The 19622-nt window shown below is 71.1% G+C and carries 14 protein-coding genes and 2 pseudogenes; 11 read left to right on the forward strand and 5 right to left on the reverse strand.

What is annotated here, in order from left to right; translation table 11 throughout:
• Positions 1-285 precede the first annotated feature (285 nt).
• Positions 286-1041, reverse strand: a complete 756-nt coding sequence (locus AB0M26_RS29575) for a neutral/alkaline non-lysosomal ceramidase C-terminal domain-containing protein (RefSeq protein WP_365265760.1) — start codon at positions 1039-1041, stop codon at positions 286-288.
• A gap of 524 nt (positions 1042-1565) precedes the next feature.
• Complete coding sequence (locus AB0M26_RS29580; protein ID WP_365265762.1) at positions 1566-2036, reverse strand: hypothetical protein; 471 nt, start codon at positions 2034-2036, stop codon at positions 1566-1568.
• 582 nt (positions 2037-2618) lie between these two features.
• Between AB0M26_RS29580 and AB0M26_RS29585 the strand changes: the two genes are divergently transcribed.
• The 6 genes from AB0M26_RS29585 to AB0M26_RS29610 all read left to right on the forward strand — a co-directional run bounded on the left by AB0M26_RS29585 (position 2619) and on the right by AB0M26_RS29610 (position 7640).
• Entirely contained in the window at positions 2619-3548 is a 930-nt protein-coding gene (locus AB0M26_RS29585; protein WP_365265764.1) for a DUF4344 domain-containing metallopeptidase, read from the forward strand.
• 162 nt (positions 3549-3710) lie between these two features.
• The gene (locus AB0M26_RS29590; RefSeq protein ID WP_365265766.1) at positions 3711-4310 is read left to right on the forward strand and encodes a DinB family protein; all 600 of its coding nucleotides are present in this window, start codon (positions 3711-3713) and stop codon (positions 4308-4310) included.
• Between the two features lie 304 nt (positions 4311-4614).
• Positions 4615-5133: a SigE family RNA polymerase sigma factor gene (locus AB0M26_RS29595; RefSeq protein WP_365265768.1), complete on the forward strand. Its 519-nt coding sequence runs from the start codon at positions 4615-4617 to the stop codon at positions 5131-5133.
• Positions 5126-5764 (forward strand): hypothetical protein, encoded by a 639-nt coding sequence (locus tag AB0M26_RS29600; protein WP_365265770.1) that lies wholly within the window; start codon positions 5126-5128, stop codon positions 5762-5764. Before AB0M26_RS29595 ends, AB0M26_RS29600 begins: the two co-directional genes overlap by 8 nt.
• 199 nt (positions 5765-5963) lie before the next feature.
• On the forward strand, positions 5964-6587 hold the full coding sequence (locus tag AB0M26_RS29605) for a hypothetical protein (RefSeq protein ID WP_365265772.1): 624 nt from the start codon (positions 5964-5966) through the stop codon (positions 6585-6587).
• A 222-nt stretch (positions 6588-6809) separates the two neighbouring features.
• Entirely contained in the window at positions 6810-7640 is an 831-nt protein-coding gene (locus AB0M26_RS29610) for a DUF1206 domain-containing protein (protein ID WP_365265774.1), read from the forward strand.
• A gap of 54 nt (positions 7641-7694) precedes the next feature.
• Here the strand turns inward: AB0M26_RS29610 and AB0M26_RS29615 are convergent.
• A pseudogene (locus AB0M26_RS29615) lies at positions 7695-8068 on the reverse strand (hypothetical protein); the annotation flags it as partial.
• A gap of 650 nt (positions 8069-8718) precedes the next feature.
• Here AB0M26_RS29615 and AB0M26_RS29620 point away from each other — a divergent pair.
• Both AB0M26_RS29620 and AB0M26_RS29625 read left to right on the forward strand, forming a co-directional pair.
• On the forward strand, positions 8719-8847 hold the full coding sequence (locus AB0M26_RS29620; RefSeq protein ID WP_365265776.1) for a hypothetical protein: 129 nt from the start codon (positions 8719-8721) through the stop codon (positions 8845-8847).
• Positions 8844-9686, forward strand: a complete 843-nt coding sequence (locus tag AB0M26_RS29625) for a DUF1295 domain-containing protein (RefSeq protein WP_365265778.1) — start codon at positions 8844-8846, stop codon at positions 9684-9686. The genes AB0M26_RS29620 and AB0M26_RS29625 overlap by 4 nt, the downstream gene beginning before the upstream one ends.
• Here AB0M26_RS29625 and AB0M26_RS29630 read toward each other — a convergent pair.
• Positions 9683-10838: pseudogene (locus tag AB0M26_RS29630) on the reverse strand (acyltransferase family protein). The gene AB0M26_RS29625 and the pseudogene AB0M26_RS29630 sit on opposite strands and share 4 nt — an antisense overlap.
• A 435-nt stretch (positions 10839-11273) precedes the next feature.
• Positions 11274-13970: an AAA family ATPase gene (locus AB0M26_RS29635; RefSeq protein ID WP_365265780.1), complete on the reverse strand. Its 2697-nt coding sequence runs from the start codon at positions 13968-13970 to the stop codon at positions 11274-11276.
• Between the two features lie 131 nt (positions 13971-14101).
• Here AB0M26_RS29635 and AB0M26_RS29640 point away from each other — a divergent pair, with 131 nt between their 5' ends.
• The 3 genes from AB0M26_RS29640 to AB0M26_RS29650 all read left to right on the forward strand — a co-directional run bounded on the left by AB0M26_RS29640 (position 14102) and on the right by AB0M26_RS29650 (position 19179).
• Entirely contained in the window at positions 14102-15091 is a 990-nt protein-coding gene (locus AB0M26_RS29640) for a metallophosphoesterase (protein WP_365265782.1), read from the forward strand.
• A gap of 331 nt (positions 15092-15422) precedes the next feature.
• Entirely contained in the window at positions 15423-16427 is a 1005-nt protein-coding gene (locus tag AB0M26_RS29645) for a polysaccharide lyase (protein ID WP_365265784.1), read from the forward strand.
• A 10-nt stretch (positions 16428-16437) separates the two neighbouring features.
• Positions 16438-19179, forward strand: a complete 2742-nt coding sequence (locus AB0M26_RS29650) for an AAA family ATPase (protein ID WP_365265786.1) — start codon at positions 16438-16440, stop codon at positions 19177-19179.
• Positions 19180-19622: the final 443 nt, after the last annotated feature.

Genomic DNA, 19622 nt, shown 5'->3' on the forward strand with positions numbered 1-19622 from the left:
AAGTTGCACCTGCGTCATGCATGACGATCTACAGGAACCCGCCCCGCTGCGGGAGCGGATCCCGCAGATTGATCACAACTGGATACGCCCCCTAGGAGCGCGGTGAGAAAAGTGCCGGTGGAAGGAGCACCGGCACCCGTGCGAGGCCCGCTGCCAGGAGCGCCGGCACCCCCGCGCGACGCCTGGCACAGGCTTGCCGCTGAGCCCCTCGGGCCCTCCGGCCGGGAACGTCCGGCAGGCCCAGGGGCTCCCTGCTGCTCCCGCTCCGGTCCGCCACCCGATGCGTCAGGAGACGATGAAGGCGCGCGAGGTACCGCTGAACGCGGTGATCCGCCCGTTCCAGCCGTGCTTCCAGTCGCCGAAGTGCACCACGCGGTACGAGCCTGCCGGGGTGTTCTGCGGGACGTCCCACGTCACGGTCGCCTTGGACGTGGCGCCGCACGTACGGGCCCAGCGGTACCGCGTGGCCCAGTCGCCGTCGTCGGCGTGGCGGACCCACCGGTCCCCCACCCGGCGTTGCACTTCAAGGAAGGTGCCGCCACGGCGGAGGTTGTTCCTGGGGTGGCCGGTGACGAACACCACCGTGACCCGCTCCCCGCGCGCGTAGCGCTCCTCCGGCTCCTCCAGGACGTCGCCGAACTCCGTCATCAGGGGCGGGCTGTCGAACACGACGCCGGTCTGGAAGTTGAGCTGGTGACCGGACAGGTCCCGGGGCGTGGGCCCGTGGTGGATGTCCTTGCCCGTACGGAGGGCGGCGGCGAGCTTGCCGAACTCCTGCTGGTAGGCGTGCAGGGTGTAGCGGCCGCAGAGGGTGGAGCCGCCCTCGTACTGCTGACTGTCGTACTCCTCGGGGGTGGTGACGTACTGGCTGTGGGCGTTGGCGTACCCCTGCACGAAGACGTTCTCCAGGGGCACGCCCAGTTCCTCGGCGACGGTGCGGCGCAGGCGCAGGCCGGCGACGATGGTGAACTCGGCAGGACCTGCGACCAGGTGGAGCTGACCAATGCGGCCGATCTGCAGGGCAGGACGTCGGGGGTCCACGCTTCATCGCCCCGACCGGCAGCACCACCAGCTTCGGGGCCTGGGCGTCGGCGAGGTCCTTGGGGATCGGCGTATCGAGCCCGCCCAGGGCGTCGATCAAAGGATTCTTCGTGCCTTCGGGCACGGGAATCCCTGGGCCGGTCCTCGCTGCTGCCCGCCAGTACGGGCTCGCCGACCGCGGCCTTGCAGGTGGAGTGCGGTTCGCCGTCCGGGGTGAAGGCGCCCTCTACATCGAAGGTCGATATGTCGATGTAGCGCATCCGGGCGTCGCCGTGACGAAAACGTGCCTCTCCGGCGAAATGAGCAGTCGGCAACACCCGGGGGTGGGAAGGGGGTTCGGGCGACGCGCGGAGACCACGTCCGGTGCCGGGCGGATCGGCCGGGGGCGCTCGGACCGCCGGTCGCCTGCGATCGCGTATGCGTAAGCCCCCGTCCTCATACGTCATACGTGGACGGGGGCCCGACGCGATTCATCCGATGAGGGGGCGGCGTTCTCACGAACGCCACGGCCTCAGGGGACGGTGTCAGCGAACGGTCACGTTGACCACCGGAGAAACGGCTCGGCCGCCGACGATGCGCAATTGGTTCTTCCCCTTGAGACCCAGCTTGACGCGCAGCGAATACGAACCGCTCTTGTTGACCACTGCGACCGCCGGAAGGGACACCCACTTCGAGCGCTGCTTCTGCTGCAGCGTCAGCTTCGTACCGGCCGCAATGGACTCCGCCTTTCCGGAGACCCGGAACTCCTGCCACGCCTTGACGCTGCTCGCGTTCGAGGCAGCGGTCAGCGCGGGCTCGGCAAGGGCCGATACGATCCCGGTTTTCGCGGCGACGGCCTCCCCTGGCTGCGCACTGGTCGCCGCGTAGGCTCCGGCCGCCGTCCCGAGCACGAGCGACGCCGACAGAACGACCGCCGCCGCCACGGTCGTCCTACGGAATGCCTTGTTCATCGAATTCCCCTCCCGGAGTTGAAGACAGCCCTCAACCAGAAGCATGAAAGAACACCTGATCGGGTTGCTCGCCCACACCGGAGAACTTTCCTTGAGCATCGAATTGACATTGCCATGCCGAATGAATGAGTTCGGAACCGGCGGGTACGCGAGTGCGCCCTGCCGTGGTTCCGCGGAAGAGACTCCTCGTTCGGCGGAAGCGACTCCTCACGCCCTCGCGCTGCGCCTTCAAGGTGAATCCTCCTGGGTCCCGCCTTCGATCCGGGCAACCCCGGGCATCGCTGCTCGGGCAGACGAGACGGCGTCCCCGGGAGTCCGGTGGCGCTCCCCTTGACGCACGAGCACAGCTGACCCGAAGCAAAGGGCATGAAACCTCAGCAAACAGATCATTGCGGACAAAGGGTCTGTCGATCATAATCCGCGTGTCAGGTTCGAATCCCGCTTCCGGCATCCGGCCGTCGGCGCGATCGGACCTGCGATACGGCTCGCCGTCCGGCTCAGGCCATTCGAGTCGCCCTCCGGCATCGGGACGCGGCCCCGGGACCACTCAAGTGCAACCGTCCGTCCCCAACGCCTTGACCAAGGAAAGGAGCTGACCAGGTGTCGAACCGTGGTGGGCGTCCGGCCATGTTGAGGACTGCCATGGCGGGGGCTCTGCTCGTCGCCGGATGCGCAGTCACCTCGTGCGGCGACGACGACAACAAGGGTGACCCGAACGGCAAAGTCTCGGTCGTCTACGAGGACGACGCGATCGCGCCGGAGGACCGGCACGCCGTAGAGGTGATCCGGAAGTCCCGCGTGCTCGAACAGGTCGCCGACTGGGTGAACGAGTCGGTCGCCCTCCCGCACGACCTGGTCGTGAAGGTCACCCGCAAGGTGCCACCGGGGGTCACGGATGCGGTCACCCAGCCCGACGGCAGGACGATCTTCGTGCCACCGGCGTTCCTGACCCAGATCGAAGGGGTCCTCGGTGACGTGGTCAAGACCGTCAAGCGTCCCGCCCTGTTCCCCGAGGCCGAGTACAACGCCGATGACCTGACGTCGCAGTCGTTCCAGTTCGTCTTCGGCCATGAGATGGGCCATGCACTGCAGCGTCAGCTTCTGCTTGCGAACCTCGGCCTCGAGGAGGTCGCAGCCGACGGGTTCGGGTCGTTCTACACCATCAACGAGGTCGGGCCGAATCCATCGTTGGCTGCCGCACTCCTCTTCGACGCTCTCGCCCGCAAGGAGGGGAAGCTGACGTTGGAGGGGTTCTCGAGCGATCACCCCGTGACCCAGCAACGGGTCTTCAACTTCCTTTGCTACCTCGACGGGAGCGACCCGGAGAAGTACCGCGGACCCCTGGTCGATTCGGGCTACCTGCCGGAAACCCGCGCCCCGTTCTGCCCGCAGGCATGGGCGATGCTGGACTACGGCTGGTGGACCCAACTCCAGCCGCATTTCAGCAAGGGCTTCAAGGACGAGGGCGACAAGGCGCAGGACGACGCACGCGACCATCTGATCGCGGAGACGAAGGCCCTCGCGAAGGACCTCGACAAGATCCGCAGCGGGGAATGAGCGTGCCGGGCGATCGGCCCGCACTGCGGCTGTTGTGAACGCTGCGTCGAGATACGTTTCCCCAGCCGAGCGCCCCGCCTCCGGCACGGACGCCTGCGCGCCATCGCACCGCCGTCCCCCGTTCAGGGCCGGCCGTCAGTGCCGGGTGGAAGACTGCCCGGCATGATCGAATCACATGCGAAGGCGGACCTGCTCCGCTATCTGCAAGACGGGCGTGACGCCCTGCTGTGGAAGCTCGACGGACTCTCGGAATACGACATCCGCCGCCCGCTGACGCCGACCGGTACCAACCTCCTTGGACTGGTCAAGCACACGGCCGGCGTGGAGCTGGGGTACTTCGGCGACACCTTCGGCCGGCCCTTCTTCGGCAAGGATGCCCCGCCCCTGTGGTACGCCGATGATGCCGAACCCAACGCTGACATGTGGGCCACAGCGGAGGAGTCGCGCGAAGAGATCGTGGGACTGTATCGCCGGGCCTGGGAGCACTCGGACAGCACCATCACGACGCTGGCACTGGACGCGATCGGTCATGTGCCGTGGTGGCCGGAAGAGCGACGCGAGACGACACTGCACCACGTCCTGGTGCGCGTGATCGCCGATACGCACCGGCATGCCGGCCATGCCGACATCGTGCGAGAGCTCATCGACGGCGCGGTCGGGATGTTGAAGGGCAACGACAACATGCCACCGGGCGACGAGACAGCGTGGGAGGCCCACCGGCGCCGACTGGAGACTGCGGCACGGGAGGCCGGCGACGCCTGATCCGACCCCTGCGCCGCCACCTCCACCGGCTCCCGCGTCGGTCCTCCGGCCGGGCCGGAGATGTGCCCTGGTGCCTGACGCGCGATTCCCGTTCGACATTCCAGGGGCGTTCGGCGAACTGCTTCGCAACGCCTTCGGCCGGTCATCCGCCCGCCCGTGGACCCGCCCATTCCCGGCCCCGCCGCAGCCGCACATCCACTTCTGTCCTATGTGATGCAGGCCACAGAAGGCAGTCGTAACATCGCGGTCGGCGTGCGCGTGTTGAGAGCGAGACACGCACAACGACCACAGAAGGAATCGGGGAATGTCTGGTATGTCGAACGAAGCGACGTTCGACGCCTTCTACGCCGCCACGGCCAAGCGGCTGGTGGCTTCGGTTTATGCGATGACCGGGGACCTGGCCGAGGCCGAGGATGCAGTGCAGGAGGCGTACGTACGGGCGTGGCAGCGGTGGGACCGTCTGACACGCGAGGGCGATCCGCTGCCGTGGGTGCGCACCGTGGCGTCCCGACTCGCCATCAGCACCTGGCGCCGGACCCGTAACCGTCTTCGCGCGCAGCTCCGCCACGGGCCCGCCCCGCATGTGCCCGAGCTGTCCGAGGACCGGGTCGCGCTGGTGAACGCCCTCCGGGAACTCGGCCCGGATCAGCGCCGGGCGGTGGTGCTGCACCACCTGCTCGATCTGCCGGTGGAGCAGGTCGCGCGCGAAACGGGCGTGTCGAACGGGGCGGTCAGGACCCGCCTCAGCAGGGCCCGCAAACAACTCGGTGCAAGGTTCGCAATGTTGGACAGGCAGGACGAGGGGATCATCACTCATGGCTGACGTGGAGGAACTGCTGGACGGTGTCCCGGTGCGGCTGGAGTCCGCGCGGGTCGTACGGGCACGGGGCGAGCGGCGTCGCGCACGGCGGCGCACGGGCGTCGCGGTGGTCGCCGTGAGTGCCGCGACGGCTGTCGGCCTCGGCGTATGGACGCAGCTCTCCGGCGACCAGGACGGCTCGCGTGTGGCGGCGCAAGGCCCCAACCCCTTCACCGACTCGCGCGGAGTGATGCAGGCCCCGGACCCGTCGAGCCTGCCGATGAACGGGTCCCTGCACTGGACGGTCGATGAGAAGAGTTCGTCGTCGAACCAGCTCCCGCGGATGGGTCTGGGCAACGTCTGCCCGTCCTGGCGCGGGGACGAGGACTCCCTCCACTACTCCATGGGCACCGGGCTCTACAAGGGGAAGGACGGCGCCCGAGCGCGCTATCGCGTCGTCCACTTCAGCGAGCGCGACGACGTCGGCACCGCCTTGCGCGACATCGACAGAACCCTGCGCGACTGCGGGCTGAGCAAGCGTGCGGACGGCCTCTACAGCGGACGCACCGGCGACGGAGGCCCCATGCTCCGGGTCTCGGTGCGGCAGTGGAACGACTGGCTCGGCATCATCGAGACGCAGTACGCCCAGAGGTGACGAGCCCGGGTGCAACGCGGGCCGTGCGGGAGGTCCGGCGGCCGTGACGGCGGCCGGACACCCGGCCGCCACATTCATGGCGCGTAATGTCGGTGCAGGGCGCTTCTGTTGGGTATGACCCGTAGGCATGCGTACGGCGCGGCGACCCGGTCGCGCCGGATGCACCCGGCAACCCCCCACACAGAAGAGGCATGGCCCCATGACGAGACCCCCTGCCCGCAGAATCACCGCCGGAACGCTGCTGGCCCTCGGCTGTCTGACAGCGGCGGCGCTGCCGGCCGCCACGGCCCAGGGCGCCGAGCGCTTACCGCACGACACAGGGAAGGGCCTCGGTCGCGGCTGCGTGGTGGTGTGGTTCGACCTGGGCGAAACCCTGGTGCACACGGCCGAGGACGGGAGCATCCGGTACATGCCGGGAGCCGCCACACACCTGCGGGCCCTCCGTGCCCGGCACATACCCGTCGGCCTGATCACCAACGTCCCCTCCTCCTGGGGCAACACGGACGCCGAGCGCGCCGCGGAGCTGAAGAAGGTGGTCGACAAGGACTGGAAGGACTCCCGCCCCTTCGCCTGGAGCGACTTCGGCGACCGTATCCTCACCCCACGCACCGAGGCCGAGCGCAAGCCCGCCGCCGCGCTCTGGGAGCGCGCCCGGGACACCTCCCGCGGGTGCCGGCTGGTCTACCAGGCCGAGACGAACGACGAGATCAGAGCGAGCAGTTCGCTGGGCTTTGTCTCGTATCTGGTGGGGCGCCCCTACTGGCCGGCCTTCATGCCCGTTCCTCTGATCGCCGCGCTGGGACACCTTCCCCGCCGGTTGTGAGGCCATTGCGTGCTGCGCGGGCAGCCTTCCTGCCCGCGCAGCACGCTGCGTGCGACCGGGCGGAGCCGAAACCCTCCGACGAGCGTCAGCCCGCCAACGCCCCCGGCCCCGACCTCGTTTTGGCCTGCCGTTTCCGCCACCCCCGCCGGGGCAGGCGCTCACTACGCGCAGCCGGGCAGGTCCGAGGGGCCCGGCCCGGACCCGGTCACGGGAGGCGACGGTATGAACGCGTGGGTACCGGCATGGGGGCGTCGTAGGGCCCGGCAGGCGGCCGGCAGTCCGGTGATGGAAGCTGCGGCCCGATGGGGCCTGGCAGCCCGAGGGTCGCTCTACTTCATGGTCGGTGCGCTCGCCCTGCGCATCGCCTTCGGCGATCGCGGTGAACAGGCCGACCGCGGCGGCGCGCTGGAGGAGTTGTCCGCCCGCCCCATGGGAGCACCTCTGGTGTGGGCCTTGGGTATCGGTCTCGCCGGAATGGCGGTGTGGCGGCTCTCGGAAGCGCTCGTGGGCGCATCCGGTCCGGACGGCCGCAAGGCCCGCAAGCGCCTGCTGTCCACGGCGCGCGCCGCCTTCTACACCTTCGTCGCCTTCTCGGTGCTCTCCTTCGCGGCAGGCGTCAAGGCCAGCGGATCGAGCGACCAGCAGTCGCGGGACGTGACCTCCCGGGCTCTTGAACTCCCCGCAGGACAGTGGCTGGTGGGCCTCGGCGGACTGGCCGTCGCCGGGGCCGGAGTCTGGATCGGGGGCCGCGCGGCGCTGCGGAAGTACCACAAGCATCTCAAGCGTTCCTCGATGTCACGGCGCACCCGGAAGGCCATCGACGTACTCGGCGTCTCCGGCGGCGTCGCCCGCGGAGCGGTCTTCGCGCTGGCGGGAGGCTTCGTGATGCAGGCGGCGGTGGAGTACGACCCCGATGAGGCCAAGGGCTTCGACGACACCCTGCGCGCGTTCGCCGATGCCCCCGCCGGCCCCTGGCTGCTCGCGGCCATCGCGGCGGGGTTGGCGCTGTTCGGGCTGTTCTCGTTCGCCCTGGCCCGCTGGCGACGGGTCTGACACCTCCTCGGCCGGTACCGCGGGCACTGTGTGAGCGCGCGGGGCCGCCTACCCCTACACCCGCGGGTGTGTCCCGGGTGCGGCCGCGGCCAGGACGGCGTCGACGACCGCGGGCACCGAACGCGGGTGGTGGTCCAGGAAGAGGCTCGGCTCCACCAACTCCAGCTCCATCAGCCGCGGTTCGCCGTCATCGCCGGTCACCAGGTCGACCCGTCCGTACAGCAGCCCGGCGGGGTCCGGCACGGCGGCCAGCGCATGCTCGGCCACGCGGAGTTCGGCCGCGGTGGCTGCCACGGCTCCAGCCCGGGGTGGGGCACCTTCTGGGTGGGGCACCTTCTCCGCGTCGTAGGGGCGACGCCGCTTCCAGTACTGACGCCCTTGCGGCTGGCGTGCAGGAACCCCCCGCCGAAGAACTGCAGGATCTTTTCCACGGGGCGCGATCCGCGACAGTAGGGGCCGGGGCGGAGAAACCGTGGAGGCCGGGGCTCGAAAGCCCCGGCCTCCTGCCGGCCGCCCTCGGTGGATCACTGCCACCCGTTCACCTTGCGCCGCTGTGTCTGCGACGCCTTCATCTGGACGGTCCGCGCCAACAGGACAGTTCGGGCCATGGTTTCCGTCCCTCCTCGAGGGGTTCTTCACCGGAACCGTAGGCCCCCCGGCTCCCGCAGTTCGTGGGGACCGGTTACTCAGATTCCGGTCGTACGCCCGGTAACCCCGCAGGTGAGGTCGGGACCGGCCGTGGCCGAACGGCCCGGCAGCTCTCGCTCGCGCCAACTCCGGGGCGCAGCGCTCCGCAGGGCACATCCCGGCGGTGCGCGAGCAGGCCGCAGCACTGGTTACGGGCCTGTCGTGCCTGTCGCGCCGTGACATGAGAGGACCGACGCGCCGGTCAGGTGCTTCTATGAACCGAGACCCAGTGGGTCTCGCACGACCGGCCGCGTGCGGAAAGCGCTCCCGTGGGCAGGGGCGCGATCGGGCCGTCACGGTGCCGCACGACCGGATGCCCGCCACGACCGACACGCGCACAGGGAGGCATAACCACGCCTTCCCCGGCCGGATGATTTCTTCCGTGCCTGCCATGGACGAGATCACCCGCCGCCACACCCTGCGCATCGCCCGCCACGGCGCCTACGGCCCGCGGGACGCGAAGCGGCGGGCCGCCACTGACACCGCCGCACCGGCGGACGGAGAGGGCGGCGCCCGGTGAACGCCCTCGCCTCGGGGTTCGCCTGGGGAGGCTTCGCGCTCAATCTGGCGGTGTCGGCGGGCGTGGCGTTCGCCGTCCTCCTCGTCACCTTCGCGGTGGCGCTCCGCGCCGGGGTCCACCGAATCGTCGACGTCGCCTGGGGCCTGGCCTTCGCCGCTGTCGCCGTGAGCTCGTACGGCATGTCGGCCGGGTACGGCGACGGCGCCCGGCGGCTGCTCGTCACCCTCCTCACCGTGGTGTGGGGGCTGCGCCTGGCCGGGTACCTCGCATGGCGCGGGCGCGGGCAGGGAGAGGACCCGCGCTACGAGAGACTGCTGGGCAGGGCATCGGGGAACCGCACCTGGTACGCGTTCCGTGTCGTGTACCTCGTGCAGGGCGCCCTGGTCTGGCTGGTGTCGTTGCCGGTCCAGGCAGCGGCGTACGAGACCGGTCCCGTGAGCTTCCTCGCATGGCTGGGCACCGCGCTCTGGCTGCTCGGTCTCACCTTCGAGACCGTCGGCGACCACCAACTGGCCCGGTTCAGGGCCGACCCGGCGAACCGCGGCACGCTCATGGACCGCGGGCTGTGGTCCTGGACCCGCCACCCCAACTACTTCGGCGACTTCTGTGTGTGGTGGGGCATCTTTCTCGTCGCCTGCGACGCGCCGGCGGGAGCGGCGGCGACCGTCGTCGGCCCATTGGCCATGTCGTTCCTGCTGATCGGTGGCAGTGGCAAGGCGCTGCTGGAGCGGCACATGGCGGACCGGCCCGGGTACGCCGCCTACCGGGCCAGGACCAGCGGCTTCGTACCCCGCCCGCCGCGCGGCCGGCGGGAGCGGGACGGGGAGACCGGGTCCTAGCGGCGCAGGGCGAGTTCGCCCGTGTCCCGTTTGAAGGCCCACTCCATCCGCGGCTCCATCGTGAAGCGGAAGAGGCGCCGGACGGGTGGGGTGCAGAGCGCCGTGATGACGGCGGTGGCGATCAGGGTGACGGTGATCTCGCCCTCGGGGGTGTGCAGCCACGGGAGTTCGTACCAGTTCCAGAAGCGCGAGCCCTTGGCCAGGAAGCCGTGCAGCAGGAAGCCGTACAGCGTGCCCGCCCCCCAGGGCGGTGAACCACATGCGCCGCCTCGGAACCCAGGTGAGGAAGCAGGCGACCAGCACCATCGAGCAGCCGAAGAGGGCCACGGTCATGATCGCGCCGCTCCACGCCGGGGCACCCAGTTCCTGCGCGCTGTCACGCCGGTAGAACCAGGCGGCGTTCATCCTCGGGGCCGCCCAGTAGGCGACGGCCAGGGCCGTGGCGAAGACCGGCAGGGACAGGATCCTGACCTCCCGACGGCGCAGGACCTGCAGATGCTCGGCTCGCACGAACAGACCGACGACGAAGAACGGCAGATACTGCAGGATGCGCTGCAGGGCGAGGTCGTCCCCGATGTCGGGAGAGACGCTCGCGAGTACGGCGATGGCCAGGGCGATGGACACCGGCCGGCGCAGCATCTTCCACACCGGCGTGGTCAGGCGCCAGACGAACAGCGCGGCCAGGAACCAGGTCAGATACCACGGGTCGAGCAGGCTGACCGGATGGCCGGGGTCCTCGTCGGCCCAGCGCTTGAAGAGCGAGTACGCCACTTCGAAGATCACGTAAGGCACGGCGACGCCGGTGACCAGCCGCTTCATTTGGGCGGTCGTCATGGTGAAACTGCGCGAGAAATAGCCGGAGACGAAGACGAACGCCGGCATGTGGAAGGTGTAGAGGAAGATGTAGAGCCCAGCCGCCGCCCGGCTGTCCCCCCGGAGCGGTTCCCAGGCGTGTCCGCACGCCACGAGGACGATCGCCAAGTATTTGACGTTGTCGAAGTAGGGGTCGCGCTGCTTGGTCTGCCGTTCGGGGGCCTGTCCGGGTCCGCTCCGTTCCGCGCCGCCGCCCGTTCGCGCGCACCCGGAGGCCGGTGGGCGTACCCGGAGTTCCGTGGTGCCTGAAGAGTCGTTTCTGCGCCGGTTGTCCGTCACGCCGCCACCCGCCCGGCCCGTCGCCACGGGGTCACTGGCGGCACGCCACGCCGGCGGAAGGAGGCGGAACGGACCGGCCACCGCACCCCCGCGGCGAAAACTTGCGCATGTGCGTGCACTTCCCCGGGCCCTCCGTTCCGGTGATACGAGACATGTCCCGCGTACCCGCCATGTGAGAGGAAACGCCCCCCGGATCCGGCCGCGAGACGTGTTCCCTGCCGGGCCCGGAGACCCGGCAGGGAAGCACTGTATGCCGCTTCGGGCACGCCCGGCCCCTCCGCGGCGGCACCAAGGTGCGGGCCGGCCGCGCCCAGGGCTCCGCACGAGGGCGCCGGTTCCTGTGATCGAAGCCCTCGCGGCCTGCCGGCACCTTCAACCACGGGGAGGGACAGCGCGCGTGGGGCACCAAGATCGCCGTGTGGGAACCGAGGTCCCTTACAGGGGCGGGAGCGCGAGGGCGGAGGGGAGGTCGGTTCGGCGGCTGATGTCCAGCTTCTCGTACGAGCGCTGGAGGAGGTTGGCCACCGTGCGGACCGAGATGTGCAGGCGCTCGGCGACGGCCTGGTTGCTCAGTCCGGAAGCCGCCAGCTCGCACACCTCCCGTTCCCGGCCGGTCAGCGTCCCGCCCCGCGCGGCACCCGGGAGCCAGGGGGGCGTGCGGCCGGTGCAGCGGGAGCGCAACTCCTCAGCGATCCGGACCAGTTCGGCGCGGCGCTCACGGCCCTTCGCCAGAGCGGAGGCCGCCAGGACCGCCTCGAGGGCCAGCCCCGCGTAACCCAGCCGCCCCAACTCCTCTCCCACCGCGACCAGTTCACCGACATCGTGGGCGGCGAGAGCCTTGCCGTGGCGGGCGAAGAGGGTGAACAGCGGGCTGTCGCAGGAGGCCGCCGCACCGGTCAGCCGGCGGGCGGCCGCATGGGTGGGCCGCAGACGGCAGCACAGATACGAACTCTCCGCCGCCGTGGTCAGCCGGCCCCCCGCCAGATAGCGGTCCGCCAGCCGGTCCTCCAGATCCGCCGCCAGGCCGAAGCGACCCGCGGCGGCCTCCACCCGCGCCTCGCCCTTCATCAGGTGTTCGCGCAGACTGGAGTCGGGCGGAAGGTTGCGCACGGCCCGGGCGAGGACCTCGGCGGCGTAGTCGGTGCGGCCCAACGCCGCCGCGCAGGAGGCGTATTCGGTGACGATGTAGGCCACGACGGGGAAAATGGTCTGCTCGTTGACCATCGCGTACGCCTCGCGCAGCAGCGGAAGGCCCTGCGCCGGGCGGCCCGCCCAGCAGAAGGCGACGCCGTGGATGAACGCCACGAGGGTCACTTCTGCGCGGTCACCGCGTTCGACCGCCTGCCGGTAGAGGCGTTCTGCGAGGGCCAGCGCTTGTTCGAGCCGGCCGGCCATCACCAAGGCGTAGACCTGACAGGCGATCGTGGCGCCCCGCATCGAACCCCAGGCGCCCGGCAACCGGATCACACCGCGGTCGAACTCGGAGACCACCTGGGCGGGTCTTCCGCGGAACGTGAGGGTGTACGCGCGCAGGGGCGCGGAGGCGTTGTCGACCAGCCACCCCCCGCCCGTCCCGGTGCGCAGGGCGGACGGGACGATACGGTGCGCCGGGCTGGCCCCGTGAGTGAACAGCTCCAGCGCGGTCGTGGCGACGTCGTACTCGGGCCCGCCGTCCGATGCCGCGGCCAGCACGGCACGCGCCCTGCCGGGCTGACGCAGTCCCCAGAAGAGGTTCAACGCACGCAGCGCGGGCGGCCCGTCGTGGGCGGCGAGCAATTCCTCGGCACGGGCGGACAGCCCCTGGGCGACCAGCGCCTGCCCGTGGACGCGGACCGCTTCGGGCCCCTCGGCGGTGGAGGCCAGGCGTTCGGCCAGCGGCGCGTCACCGCTGTCCAGCGCCGCCCCGGCCGCCTCCAGCAGAGCCGCGGAGGGTACGTGGGCGCCGGCGTGTTGCCGCCACAGCACGGTGCGGATCGGGTCGGCCCTGTCCCCGTGCCGCTCGTGCGCCTCGGCCAGATCCCGGTGCACCCGCCGCGCGCGCAAGGGGCCGGTGCCCGCCCGCACCACCTCGCCGTAGAGGGGATGCTTCAGCCGTACCAGTGCCGACGCCGATACCGGCGAAGGGGCGGGGGCGGGCGTGGGACCCGGTGTCCGCGCATCCGGCGTCTGCGCACAGGGTGCCTGCACACCGGGTGTCCGTCTGCCGACCGGATCCCGGGTCTGCCCTCGTACGGGGGCGGCCGGGCTCGCCATCTCCGGTATGCAGGTGATCAGGCCGCGGTCGGAGAGGGCGTTCAGGACCGATGGGGCGACCAGGGCCTCCAGCACCCGCCGTTCGACCGGGCCGGCGTGCGCCAGGTACTCCAGCGCCCGCACCTGGCCCGCCGCCAGGTCGCCGACGGCCCGGGCCACCAGATCCCTGAGCTGTGCGTGCGCCCCCACCGGCCCCCGCCACCCCCACACGCCGCGGACACGGTGCAGCGCGCCGGTCTCCGCGCCCGCGCCGAGCAGATGTCGCAGGAAGAGCGGGTTGCCCCCGGTCATGCGCCACAGTGCGGCGGCACTGAGGCCGTCGACCGGACCGTCCAGCACATGCCGCAGGAGCATGACGAAGTCCGGTTCGGGAAGTGCGGTCAGGTGCACGGTCTTGAGCGCGACCGCACGCCGCAGCGCGCCCAGCGCGCCGGTGTCGGAGACGGGATCCCGCGCGGTCAGCAGCACCGAGGCGCCCGCGTCCTCCACCAATGCGGCGACCAGCGCCGACGAGGCCGTATCGAGGTGGTCGGCATCGTCCACGCCCAGCACGAGACCCCGACCGCCGGCGCGGGCACGTACGGCCTCCGTGAGCGCCCGGATCGTGGCTCCGCCGGGGCCCGCCCCTCCGGGGAACCAGTCCGCGATCGCCAAAAACGGCACATCCCGTGTGGTGGCGCTGCCCCCCGCGGTCAGAACGGCCATGTCGCCTTCCCCGCACCGCTCCAGTACGGCCTCGGCGAGGCGGGTTTTCCCCACCCCCGCCTCGCCCGAGACCAGAACGGCAGCGGACGACTGGCCGAGCAGGCCTGCCAGTTCCGCGACCTGACCGCTCCGTCCGGTCAAGGGCCACGCGCCTGTGGGGAAGTCGCTGCTCATTGCCCACGAGCCTGTGTCGCGCACAGCGGAAAAGCAATGGTCACGGCTTACTCATGACCCCGTCAGGCCGTGACCACAAGGGTGAGGGGCGCACAGGAGAAGGGCGCATGACACCAGTGAAAGGAGGCACGATGCGAACAGTCCTCGCCCTTGTGGCGACGAGCGCGCTGGCAGCGCTGTCCACCGTGCCCGCCGCGGCCGGGCCGGGGCAGCATGGGCAGGAGGACCGGCAAGGCGCGCGGGCTCAGGGGCAAGGTCAGGGTCCGGGGCAGGGGGAGGGGCACGGGCAGGGCCGGGGAAGCGGGCCGGCCGTGGCCCAGGAGTCGGCGGTGGTGGCCGCGGCCGGGGACATCTCGGTCAACTGCGGAGAGCCGCTCTGCCCGGACGCCGACACCGCGGACCTGGTCGCCGGCATGTCACCGGACGCCGTCCTGACGCTGGGCGACCAGCGCAACGACAGCGCCGGCCTGGAGGACTTCCAGGAGCACTTCGACCCGACCTGGGGGCGCTTCAAAGAGCTCATCAAGCCCAGCCCGGGCAACCACGAGTACGACGGGGACCCGGAAGCCGGCGGCTACTTCGGCTACTTCGGCGAAGCCGCTCGGCCCCGGGGAGAGTCCTGGTACAGCTTCGACATCGGCGGCTGGCACGTGGTGTCCCTCAACTCCGAGGAGGACCGCAGGGCCGACGGCGAGCAGGTGCGCTGGCTGGCCGAGGACCTGGCGGCCACGGACAAGCAGTGCGTGATGGCTTACTGGCACCGGCCCAAGTACAGCTCGGGCAGCGGCCACGGCGATTTCCCGAACGTGAAGCCCTTCTGGGATGTCCTGCGGGAGCACGGCGCCGACGTCGTACTCAACGGCCATGACCACGACTACGAGCGCTTCGCGCCGCAGGACGCGGACGGCAACGCCACCGAGGACGGGATCCGGCAGTTCGTGGTCGGTACGGGAGGCGCCTGGCAGCGGCCTTTCGGCGAGACCCGGCCCAACAGCGAGTTCCGGCTCGCCGACACCTTCGGGGCCCTGAAGCTCACGCTCGACCCGGGCAGCTACGCCTGGCAGTTCGTCGACGTCGACGGCACGGTCCACGACGAGGGCGGTCCCACCGCCTGCCAATGAACACGGCACCGGCCGGCCCGGGGCCCGGCGACGGGGCGGTGAACCGGGCGGTGAACGGGGGCGAACGAGGGGGCGCGGACCCCGCGCCCTGCGCCCCGCTCGTACGCAGGTGAGGCGGGTGCCGTACGTACGGGCGCACTCCCTCGTGACGCGCGCACACCGCTCCGGGACCCACCGCATGCACGCGGCACCCCCACACGCGGACGGCCATGGGCCCTCACGGGCCGACCGGCCGCCTTGTCCGCGCCCACCCTGACCGGCAGCCACGCACACCGTGACGGCAAGGGCCGGAAAGTCCCTCCGGACACATTCCCCCCACAGGAGAGTTGGGATGACACTGAGACGCCATATGAAGAAGCTGCTGACCCTGGGCGCCGCCGCAACCCTCGCGGCCGGCGTCGTCGCGACCGCGGGAGCCGCGGAACCGTCGCTGGTCCTGGACTGGGAGAGCGAGGGCCAGCGGACCCTGCCAGACGCGCCCCCGCCGGACTGGGCCAAGGAGTACGACCCGTCGATCCGGCACGACAACGGGGAGCCGCAGGCCCGGGTGGCCAAAGCCCCGGATCCGGTTCGCGCGGGCGAGTACTCCGCCCGGTTCGAGCTCCGCAAGGACGACCCGGCCATCAACGGCGGTACCCGCTCGGAGCTGTCCGGCGACTTCCTCACCGGGGAGCATTGGTACGGCTTCAGCACCTACCTCAGGGACTGGGATCCCGACCGGGCGTCCGACATCGTCACGCAGTGGCACCAGCACTGGGACGTCGGCAGCTCCCCGCCCCTGTCGATCAACACCCGCAAGGGGCACTGGGAGATCAGCCAGAACTGGGAGGACCACCAGGAGCAGACCGACCTGGGCGCGTACGAGACGAATAAGTGGACCGACTGGGTCGTGCATGTGAAGTGGTCCTCGGGCGACGACGGCGTGCTGCAGATCTGGAAGGACGGCGAGCCGGTCCCGGGCTTCGAGAACCGCACGGGCAAGAACACGTACAACGACGACCGCGGCAATTACATGAAGATCGGCATCTACAAGTGGCCGTGGTCCCAGGGCAAGCCGTCCGACACCGACCGCCGGGTGCTGTTCCACGACGAGGTGCGCGTCATGGGGGCGGACGGCAGCTACGAGGCCGTCGCCCCGGCGGGCGGCACCCCGTCGCCCGCGGCGGGCAAGAAATCCACGGGCGAGGTGTCAACGGACAAGGCGTCCACGGACGAGGCGGCTGCCGACAAGGACGCGTCCGGCGCCAAGACCGGGGCCGGCGCCAAGACCGGGGCCGGCGCCAAGACCGGGGCCGGCGCCAAGACCGGGGCCGGCGCAGCTGCGGCCGGACGCTGACAGGACCGTCATGAACAGCACTCCCTGGCCCCTGGTGGGGCGAGCCGGACAGATCGCCGAAGTGTCTGCCCTGCTCGGGAGGGAGGCCCGCGGAGTACTGCTCACCGGTGAGCCGGGCATCGGCAAGTCCCGGCTCGCCGCGGAGGTTCTGGACCGGTGTGCGCACGACGGCGCCTACGTCGTGCGCACATCCGGTGCCCAGGCCAGCAGCCGTATGCCGTTCCACGCCATGACGGGCCTGCTCACCCCACCGCGGACGCGCCCGCACACCACCGCCCGTTCGCACCGCGACGCACGCCAGGGCGGCCCCGAGCCCACCGCGGACCTCTTCGCCCGCGTGGCACGCGACTTGCAGGAGCGCGCCGAGGGCAGGCCGGTGGTGCTCGGCGTCGACGAGGCCGACCACCTCGACGCGGTTTCCGGCGCGCTCGTCCAGCACCTCGCCGCCACCGCACGGGCCACTCCCCTCCTCGCCGCCCGTACGGACGCGCTCGACAGGCCGACCGTACGAGCCCTGCGCGGCCGTTCCCTGGTCCGCGAGATCGTCGTCGGCGGGCTGACCCGCGAACAGGTCGGCGCGCTGCTCGACGGCGCCCTCGGCGGGCCGGTCGACGGCCTGACCACCGACCGGCTGCACCGGCTGACCGGGGGCAACCCCCTCTTCCTGCAGCATCTGGTCGCCACCGGGCGGAGCTCGGGCGCTTTGCGCGCGAGCTCCGGTGTGTGGCGCTGGCACGGTCCGCTCCGAGGGTACGAACGGCTCACCGACCTCGTCGTCGGCGCCGTCCGCTCCCTCGGGCCCGACGAGGCCCGCGCCCTGGAGTGGATCGCCCATACGGAGCCCGTCCCTCTGACCGTGCTGGAGCGCCTGGCCGTTCCCGACGCCCTGGAGGAGTTGGAGCGCCGGTCGCTGATCATTCTCGAAGGCGAAGGCGACCGTCTGCGCGTGCGCACCAGCCACCCCCTGTACGGCGAGATCACCCGCTCCCGTACGCCCTCGGCCCGCCGCCGGGTCGTCTATCGCGAGTTCGCCGACGCTCTTGCCGACAGCGGCCTCGCGCACGAACAGCGCCTCGCCCTTGTCAACTGGCGTCTCCTGGCGGGCGATCCGGTGGCCGACAGGGACATCCTGGCGGCGGCCGCCGACGCGTTCGCGCGCCGCGACCCACGCCTGGCCGAACGCCTCGCCCGTACGGTTCCGGCCGGGCGTGCCCTTCTCGCCGAGGCACTGGTCGTCCAGGCGCGGGCCGATGAGGCCGAACAACTCCTCTCCCGGATCGACCGGCCCGCGCTCCGCGCCCTGAACCTGTTCTGGGGTCTGCGCCGCATCGCCGAAGCGACACAGGTCCTCAAGGAGGCACGAGTGCCTCGCACGGAGCGGACGGGCCAGCACGGGACGGCACCGACGGGCCGGGACGACACGGCACATACGGGCCGGCACGGCACGGCACCGACGGGCCAGGACAGTGACGGGTCCCCGTGGCCGGATGGCGAACGGTCCGCCGGCGAGGACGGCGAACGGTCCGCGGACCGGCTCGCCCGGGCCGAACTCGCCGTCGCCGAGCTCGCCCTGGCCACCTTCGGGCACGGCCACACCAACACCGACGACCTCCCGGACCTGCCGGACCTGCCGCCCGAGACGGCCGTCGCCTGCGCCGCCGCGCCACTGCGCGCCTATCTGCTCACCTTCAGCGGCCGACCGGCCGCAGTCGTCGCCCAGGCCCACTCCGGCGAACTGCCGCTCACCTCGCTGTGGCCGACCATGGGCGGGGCGGTTCAGGCAAGCCATCTGCACGCGCTGGTCCTGGCGGGCCGGATCACCACTGCCCTGGCGACCGCGCAGGAGTACTACCAGGCCGCCGTCGAGCAGGGCATCGGTGACGTCGCCGCACTGCTCACCCTGGAATGGGGCGTGTGCCACGCGTGGGCCGGGAACCACTCGGCCGCCCTGCCCCACTTCCGCGAAGCGCGCGCGCTCATCGACGAGCACACCCCGTTCCCCGTCCAGGCGTATGTGTTCAGTGAGTACGCTGCCGGGCTGGCCGCCACCGGGGACGCCGCGTCAGGGCGCCGCGTCCTGTCCGAGGGCGAGAGGCGGCTCCCCGCCGGATCGTCGATGCACGAACACCTGGCCCTGGGCCGTATCCGCCTTTTGGCCTGTTCCGGCAGCATCGAACGGGCGGCGCCCGAGGCGGAGGAGCTTGGGCGGCGGTATCTGGCGCGGAGCCGTCTGACGAACGCGGTCGAGGCGCTGTACTACGCGAGCAGGATCCGGCCGTCGGTACGGACCGCCGCGACCCTCGAAGGGCTCGCCGCACTCTGCGACAGCCCTCTCTTCCCGCTGCTGGCTCGGCATGCGCGGGCCGCCGCCGAGGGCGATGCCTCCGCCCTGGGCGAGGTTTCGTCCGCCCTGGCCGGTCTGGGCTACCACGGCATCGCGGCCGAGGCATCGGCCCGGGCGTCGGCGCACGCCACGGGGCGGGAGGCGGCCCACCACGCGTACCGCGAGGCCCAACAGCGGGAACTGTGCCAGGGGTTCCGCCCACCGTGGTCGCCGCAGACGACGCTCGCGCTGCCGCTCACCCCGCGCCAGCGGGAGATCTGCGAACTGGCCGCGCGCGGACTGGACAACCCTGCGATCGCCACACGCCTCGCGCTGTCCGCCCGCACCGTCGCCAACCATCTGCAGGCCGCCTACACCAAAATCGGCGTCCGCTCCCGGTCGGAGTTGGCGTCCGCGCTGGGGCTCTGAGACCGGCGTCCGTGTCGGCGCTCGCCGCGGCGTCGCAGGGTCCGCGCCGGAGCAACGGACACGGCGCTCAGCCGGACCAGCGGATACCGTTCTCCGCCGGACGAGCGGAGGCAAAGCGCTCAGCCGGACGATGCCGAACTCCGGGTGGGCGCCCCAGCATTGCTGGATACGACTCCGGTCGAGCGGCCAACTCGGAGACGTACTGCCCACCGACGGTGTAGGGGGTTGGTCCTTGGAAGATCGCGATCTCGGTGAACAGGGACGCGGCGCTGTTGGGGTGTGTGTGCGTCAACGGCCGTCCACCACCCCTCGTTTTCCAATATGACGACACGCAGATTCACGTGCGCTGGGCCTGGGCACTCTCCCGCGGCAGCCTGGTGACGGTCAGCGCACACGCAACGACGACAGCGATGGCCGCGAAGACGAATGCGTAGACCGTCGCT

Source organism: Streptomyces sp. NPDC051776 (assembly GCF_040681345.1).
Taxonomy (GTDB): Bacteria; Actinomycetota; Actinomycetes; order Streptomycetales; family Streptomycetaceae; genus Streptomyces.

Bases quoted from the DNA above. Each gene is read 5' to 3' on its own strand.
- AB0M26_RS29595 (WP_365265768.1), top strand. From the start codon at position 4,615: ATGTCTGGTATGTCGAACGAAGCGACGTTCGACGCCTTCTACGCCGCC.
- AB0M26_RS29640 (WP_365265782.1), top strand. From the start codon at position 14,102: ATGCGAACAGTCCTCGCCCTTGTGGCGACGAGCGCGCTGGCAGCGCTG.
- AB0M26_RS29600 (WP_365265770.1), top strand. From the start codon at position 5,126: ATGGCTGACGTGGAGGAACTGCTGGACGGTGTCCCGGTGCGGCTGGAG.
- AB0M26_RS29590 (WP_365265766.1), top strand. From the start codon at position 3,711: ATGATCGAATCACATGCGAAGGCGGACCTGCTCCGCTATCTGCAAGAC.
- AB0M26_RS29620 (WP_365265776.1), top strand. From the start codon at position 8,719: ATGGACGAGATCACCCGCCGCCACACCCTGCGCATCGCCCGCCACGGC.
- AB0M26_RS29635 (WP_365265780.1), bottom strand. From the start codon at position 13,970: ATGAGCAGCGACTTCCCCACAGGCGCGTGGCCCTTGACCGGACGGAGC.
- AB0M26_RS29645 (WP_365265784.1), top strand. From the start codon at position 15,423: ATGACACTGAGACGCCATATGAAGAAGCTGCTGACCCTGGGCGCCGCC.
- AB0M26_RS29580 (WP_365265762.1), bottom strand. From the start codon at position 2,036: ATGCTTCTGGTTGAGGGCTGTCTTCAACTCCGGGAGGGGAATTCGATG.
- AB0M26_RS29585 (WP_365265764.1), top strand. From the start codon at position 2,619: ATGTTGAGGACTGCCATGGCGGGGGCTCTGCTCGTCGCCGGATGCGCA.
- AB0M26_RS29650 (WP_365265786.1), top strand. From the start codon at position 16,438: ATGAACAGCACTCCCTGGCCCCTGGTGGGGCGAGCCGGACAGATCGCC.
- AB0M26_RS29610 (WP_365265774.1), top strand. From the start codon at position 6,810: ATGAACGCGTGGGTACCGGCATGGGGGCGTCGTAGGGCCCGGCAGGCG.
- AB0M26_RS29605 (WP_365265772.1), top strand. From the start codon at position 5,964: ATGACGAGACCCCCTGCCCGCAGAATCACCGCCGGAACGCTGCTGGCC.